We start from the raw sequence: 4,443 nt of genomic DNA, 5'->3' as shown, positions 1-4,443 counted from the left end.
ACGCCGTCACCGGTCATGGCCACCATATGACCGAGTTGTTGCAGTGAACTCACAATGCGCTGCTTGTGTTCAGGCATCACCCGGGCAAAAATATTTGTTTCATCCTTTAATACACCCTCCAGGTCTTTATCGGTCATGGTTTCGATATCATCACCGGTCAAAACCTTGCCGACAATACCGACCTCCCTGCCGATGGCCTTGGCGGTTTCCTTATAATCCCCGGTGATCATGATGGTCCTGATCCCTGCCCCCTGTGTCTTCTTGATCGCCTCGATCACATCGGGCCTGGGCGGATCAATCATGGCCTGCAGGCCGACAAAAACAAGATCATCTTCATTAAACTCTTTTTCCGACCGTACTTCTTTGTATGCAAAGGCCAAAACCCGCAGGGCCCGGGATGCATAAATATCGTTTTGTTCAATGACCTGCGCCTTCATTCTGTCATCTATTCTCTCCGGTTTTCCATCAATCAAAACATATTTACAGCGTTTGAGGATCTCATCCGGCGCCCCTTTGGTGAGGACCATTTTCTTTTCGTTTCTTTCGGTGAGAACACTCATGAGTTTTCGACCCGAATCAAAAGGGAGCTCATCTTTTCTGATAAATTGGTCCAAGCCGTCGTAACCTGCTTTGATGGCGCTTACAATCAAGGCTGCCTCAGTCGGATCACCGGTGACCATCCAGGTACCATCTTTTTGATTGAGCGTGGCGTTATTACAGACAGATCCTATATGAAACAAGAGCGGATTCAGCGATTGTGAAAGCTCTCCTTGCGGATTATAGCCGGCCCCGGTCAAGGACGCCTCCGAGTCAAAGGTCCAGGCATGGCGAACGGTCATCTGATTCTCGGTAAGTGTACCGGTCTTATCGGTACAGATAATATCGCAACTGCCGAGTGTTTCCACGGAAGACAATTTGCGAACCAGGGCTTTTTTCCTGAGCAGACGCTTGACGCCGACACTGAGAGCGATGGTAACCACAGCGGGTAAGGCGGTCGGCACTGCCGCCACAGCAAGGCTTATGGCGATAAAGGCAAAGGCGATAAAGGTGTGGCCGGAAATCGTTCCATGCCCCATAAACTCCTTGGTAAAATATGCTAAAAAAACGACAAAGCAAATGGACAAAATAGCATACCCCAGCTTGCGCCCGAAAACGTCCAACCGCCTCTGCAGGGGCGTCATTTCCTCTTTGGCTTCTTTAATGAGCGAGGTTATTCTGCCGATCTGGGTCTGCATGCCGGTTGAAATGGCAACCGCAAGGGTGTTACCCGTAACAACTGCTGTTGAGGCAAAAAGCATATTGGTTTGCGAACCCATTTGCACGTCGGCATTTATGGGCGCATCGGTTTTTTCAACCGGAACACTCTCACCGGTGAGCGCAGACTCTTCAACCTTAAGGCGCACCGCATTGATTATCCTGCCGTCGGCCGGCACTTTATCACCTGCTTCAAGATAAAATATGTCACCCGGCACCAGGTATTTCGCATCAATCATTTTGCGAACGCCGTCACGGATTACGGTTGTCTGGATTGTTGTCATCTTTTTTAGTGATTCCAGAGAGTTATGTGCGCTTAGTTCCTGGAAAAATCCAATAAAGGCATTGGCGAGCAGGATTATCAGAATAATGATCGAATCCACATATTCGCCGATAAGAAGGGAAAATACCACGGCAAACAGCAGGATATAGATAATAAAACTCTTGAATTGGTCGATAAAAACCAGCAAAGGATTTATCGAAGTGCTGACTTCCAGTTGGTTCAGGCCGTGCTGTTCCCTTCTGGCCTCAACCTCCTTCTCATCAAGCCCGTGCCGGGTAACTTTCAAATGCGATAAAACGGTTTCAATGGTTTCACGATAATAGATCATGTTTTCAGTTGCTTTCAAATAAATGGTAACACATCTCTATTCACTCGGTCGAATAGGTTGCTTCATTCCTCTTTTCAGACGGATCAGGACCACCTCTCCCCGGCAGCCGAATCGGACCGGAAGGCCGGAAGTGCCTAATCCTGAACTGGTATACCCCATCATGGAATCGAACTGCCATTGGCCATAGACCATTTTTCGGGGCACCCTGGAATGGGTGATCACCGGTCCGATTCCAGGAATCTGCACTTGGCCGGCATGGGTGTGGCCGCAGAGGTAGAGCTTGGGACCGAAGCCAACCGCATCCTTGTAAATCGCCGGAGTATGGGCCGCCAGGATGGAAAAACCGTTTTCCGGAATACCAATAAATGCATCTTCAAGGTCATGACCCTCAAAGTAATAGGGATCATCCACTCCTGCGATCCATATTCGGTCTCCTGACCTCTCAATGACAGCATTATCATTAACCAGGAACCTTACCCCTCTTTTCCGCAGCGGGGTGATCATTTCCAGGCAGTCATGATTGCCCAGAACCGCAAAAATTCCGTCTTTGGGGCAGATATCGGCAAGCAGATTTTTGATGTTCTCTAAAGCTATAGAATAGGAACCCCAGGCTTCGGTCCGATAATCCCCGCCAAGGATGCAGAGATCCGGACTCAATTTATACACAATCTCCCTGGCCTTTTCAGTAATTCCCTCCATACAATCCAGGTGAAGGTCAGATATGAATAAGATCGTATATCGATCGAAGCCCGGGGGAAGGTCGGGGAAAACAAACTCCAGTTCCCTGCAATCTATATCCAAGGCGTTCTGCTTTCCTCGTTCATATAGCCCCAGGCCTTTGAACACTGTTTTCATGAAGAGGTGATAATACAGGGTCCGCTCTATGTTGATGATGGGATGAAAAGGATATCCGATCGTCTGACAACCACGCCACTCGCGGAACCGGGTCCTATACCTCAGTCGTCGAGTGTATCCTGCAAATGGCTCTGATTTCAGAACCTGGTTCAGGAATTTGGCACCGGCATGGGCCGTGGCAACAAAAATCAGAAGAATGAATATCCCGCCGACCAAGGAGACCTGGGCAATGGGGGCCAGGACTACCAAGGGCAATCCCCCTTCCAGGAACTGGTCCATGACAGGGAATTCCTGACCCTCGGTTTTGCCCATGCGCCGTTTAATAAAGCTGTTCAAAAGATCCCCGGCCATACTAAGTATCCCGATCGACACCCCAAACCATAGTGGCAGGTTTAGGATGAGGGCACCAGCACCGCCAGCCAAGACCCCTCCGACCACCCCCCGGACGGTTTTGTGGTTGCCCAGAAGAGGCTGTCCGTCACTGAGCTGTATACCCCTGTCAACCGGGGTATCCCATTTTTCCTCCATGAGATAGGCCAGAAAGACCGGTATCAGGTTGATTCCCCAAAGAAGAATTAAAAATTGAAGATTGGCAATCAGTATGTGACTCCTGAAAAGTATATTTGGACTGCTCAAGATTTTATTGAAGGTATCCATTAAGCTTTTTTTAAAATTTTTACCACAACAAACAATGAAATCAGGCGATTGCTTTTTTCTAATTGCTTGTATGTCGTTAATATAATTCACTAACAGGAAAATCAATACCACGAAGATAATCATGTCAGAAAAAATAGGAGCAACTGGCCATCGGTTAGATATGAGCAAAGATTGCCTATATTGCGTGAAATAAAAAATGCATCAGCTGCTGTTGAATTCAAACAAGGGTTGCATCTGTGCGACTTGGTGGTTCTGGTTCATGATACGGTTTTTGCTTCAGGAAAATAAGAATTATTACGGTATAATGATAATGTATTGAAAATATGATTTAATTTTATTTACCCTATGATTGTTCTTTGATGTGGCGTATTTTTTGCGTTAAGTTCTTCCCTGTGAGGTTGAGCAATTTTTTAATCCCAAAAGTAAAGGAGAGAAAGAAATGGAAAAAATATTAATTGTGGGTTGTAAAAAAGCGATGGATGATGTTTGCATCGGGTGCAGCAGATGCCTGGTGGGCTTTAACCGCAAAGAAGGTGAATTCGCGGCCTACAAAGACAAGGACGCTGAGATCATGGGGATGATCAATTGCGGTGATTGTCCCGGGGCAACTATTGTCACCCGGCTGGCCCAGGTGAGTCTGTGGAATAAACCCATGGGCGAAAAAGTAACCAAGATTCATATTGCCCCCTGTATTACTGATCACTGTCCCCATAAAGATACAATCATTAAAAAAATCAAGGCAAAATCAGGGGTTGACGTGATCGAGGGTACTCATCCCTATAAGCCGGATAATATCTTTGCTTAATGAGGACTCAGGGGCTCAACCACATAAATGGGTGCAAAGGCTTTTTCCGATGTAATAGAGATGTTCCCATTTGTTTGGTCAAGCCCTAATGCCTCTCGCTGGATCATTATACAATCCAGGGGGGCCATGCTCATAATAGCAAGCCTGCACCTATGACCGGGATAAACAGCTTCTTCATTGGGTTTTCCTTAATAATGCTTCATAATATCGAGTGCCCGTTTGAGTCTTTGGCAGAAAAATTGGATGCACTCTTTTCTGAAT

At 47.0% G+C, this 4,443-nt stretch carries 3 protein-coding genes; 1 reads left to right on the top strand and 2 read right to left on the bottom strand.

Features of this window, described 5'->3' with window-relative positions; all coding sequences use genetic code 11:
* Together B3D59_RS10850 and B3D59_RS10845 are read right to left on the bottom strand one after the other, a co-directional pair.
* The coding region (locus tag B3D59_RS10850) for a cation-translocating P-type ATPase (protein ID WP_286819740.1) at positions 1-1,865 on the bottom strand (1,865 nt) is incomplete at its 3' end.
* 36 nt (positions 1,866-1,901) lie between these two features.
* Positions 1,902-3,356 carry a CDP-archaeol synthase gene (locus tag B3D59_RS10845; protein WP_286819739.1) on the bottom strand — a complete coding sequence of 485 codons (1,455 nt, stop codon included), beginning with the start codon at positions 3,354-3,356 and terminating at the stop codon, positions 1,902-1,904.
* 460 nt (positions 3,357-3,816) lie between these two features.
* Here B3D59_RS10845 and B3D59_RS10840 point away from each other — a divergent pair, with 460 nt between their 5' ends.
* Positions 3,817-4,182 carry a CGGC domain-containing protein gene (locus tag B3D59_RS10840; RefSeq protein WP_286819738.1) on the top strand — a complete coding sequence of 122 codons (366 nt, stop codon included), beginning with the start codon at positions 3,817-3,819 and terminating at the stop codon, positions 4,180-4,182.
* Positions 4,183-4,443 lie beyond the last annotated feature (261 nt).

It is taken from the genome of Desulfobacter sp. UBA2225, assembly GCF_002348205.1.
Taxonomy (GTDB): domain Bacteria; phylum Desulfobacterota; class Desulfobacteria; order Desulfobacterales; family Desulfobacteraceae; genus Desulfobacter; species Desulfobacter postgatei.
The sequence above is the reverse complement of the archived record's forward strand: the minus strand, read 5'-3'. Positions and strand labels throughout refer to the sequence as shown.

What these genes read in the sequence shown, in the direction of transcription:
- B3D59_RS10840 (WP_286819738.1), top strand. Translation starts at nt 3,817, where the DNA reads ATGGAAAAAATATTAATTGTGGGTTGTAAAAAAGCGATGGATGATGTT.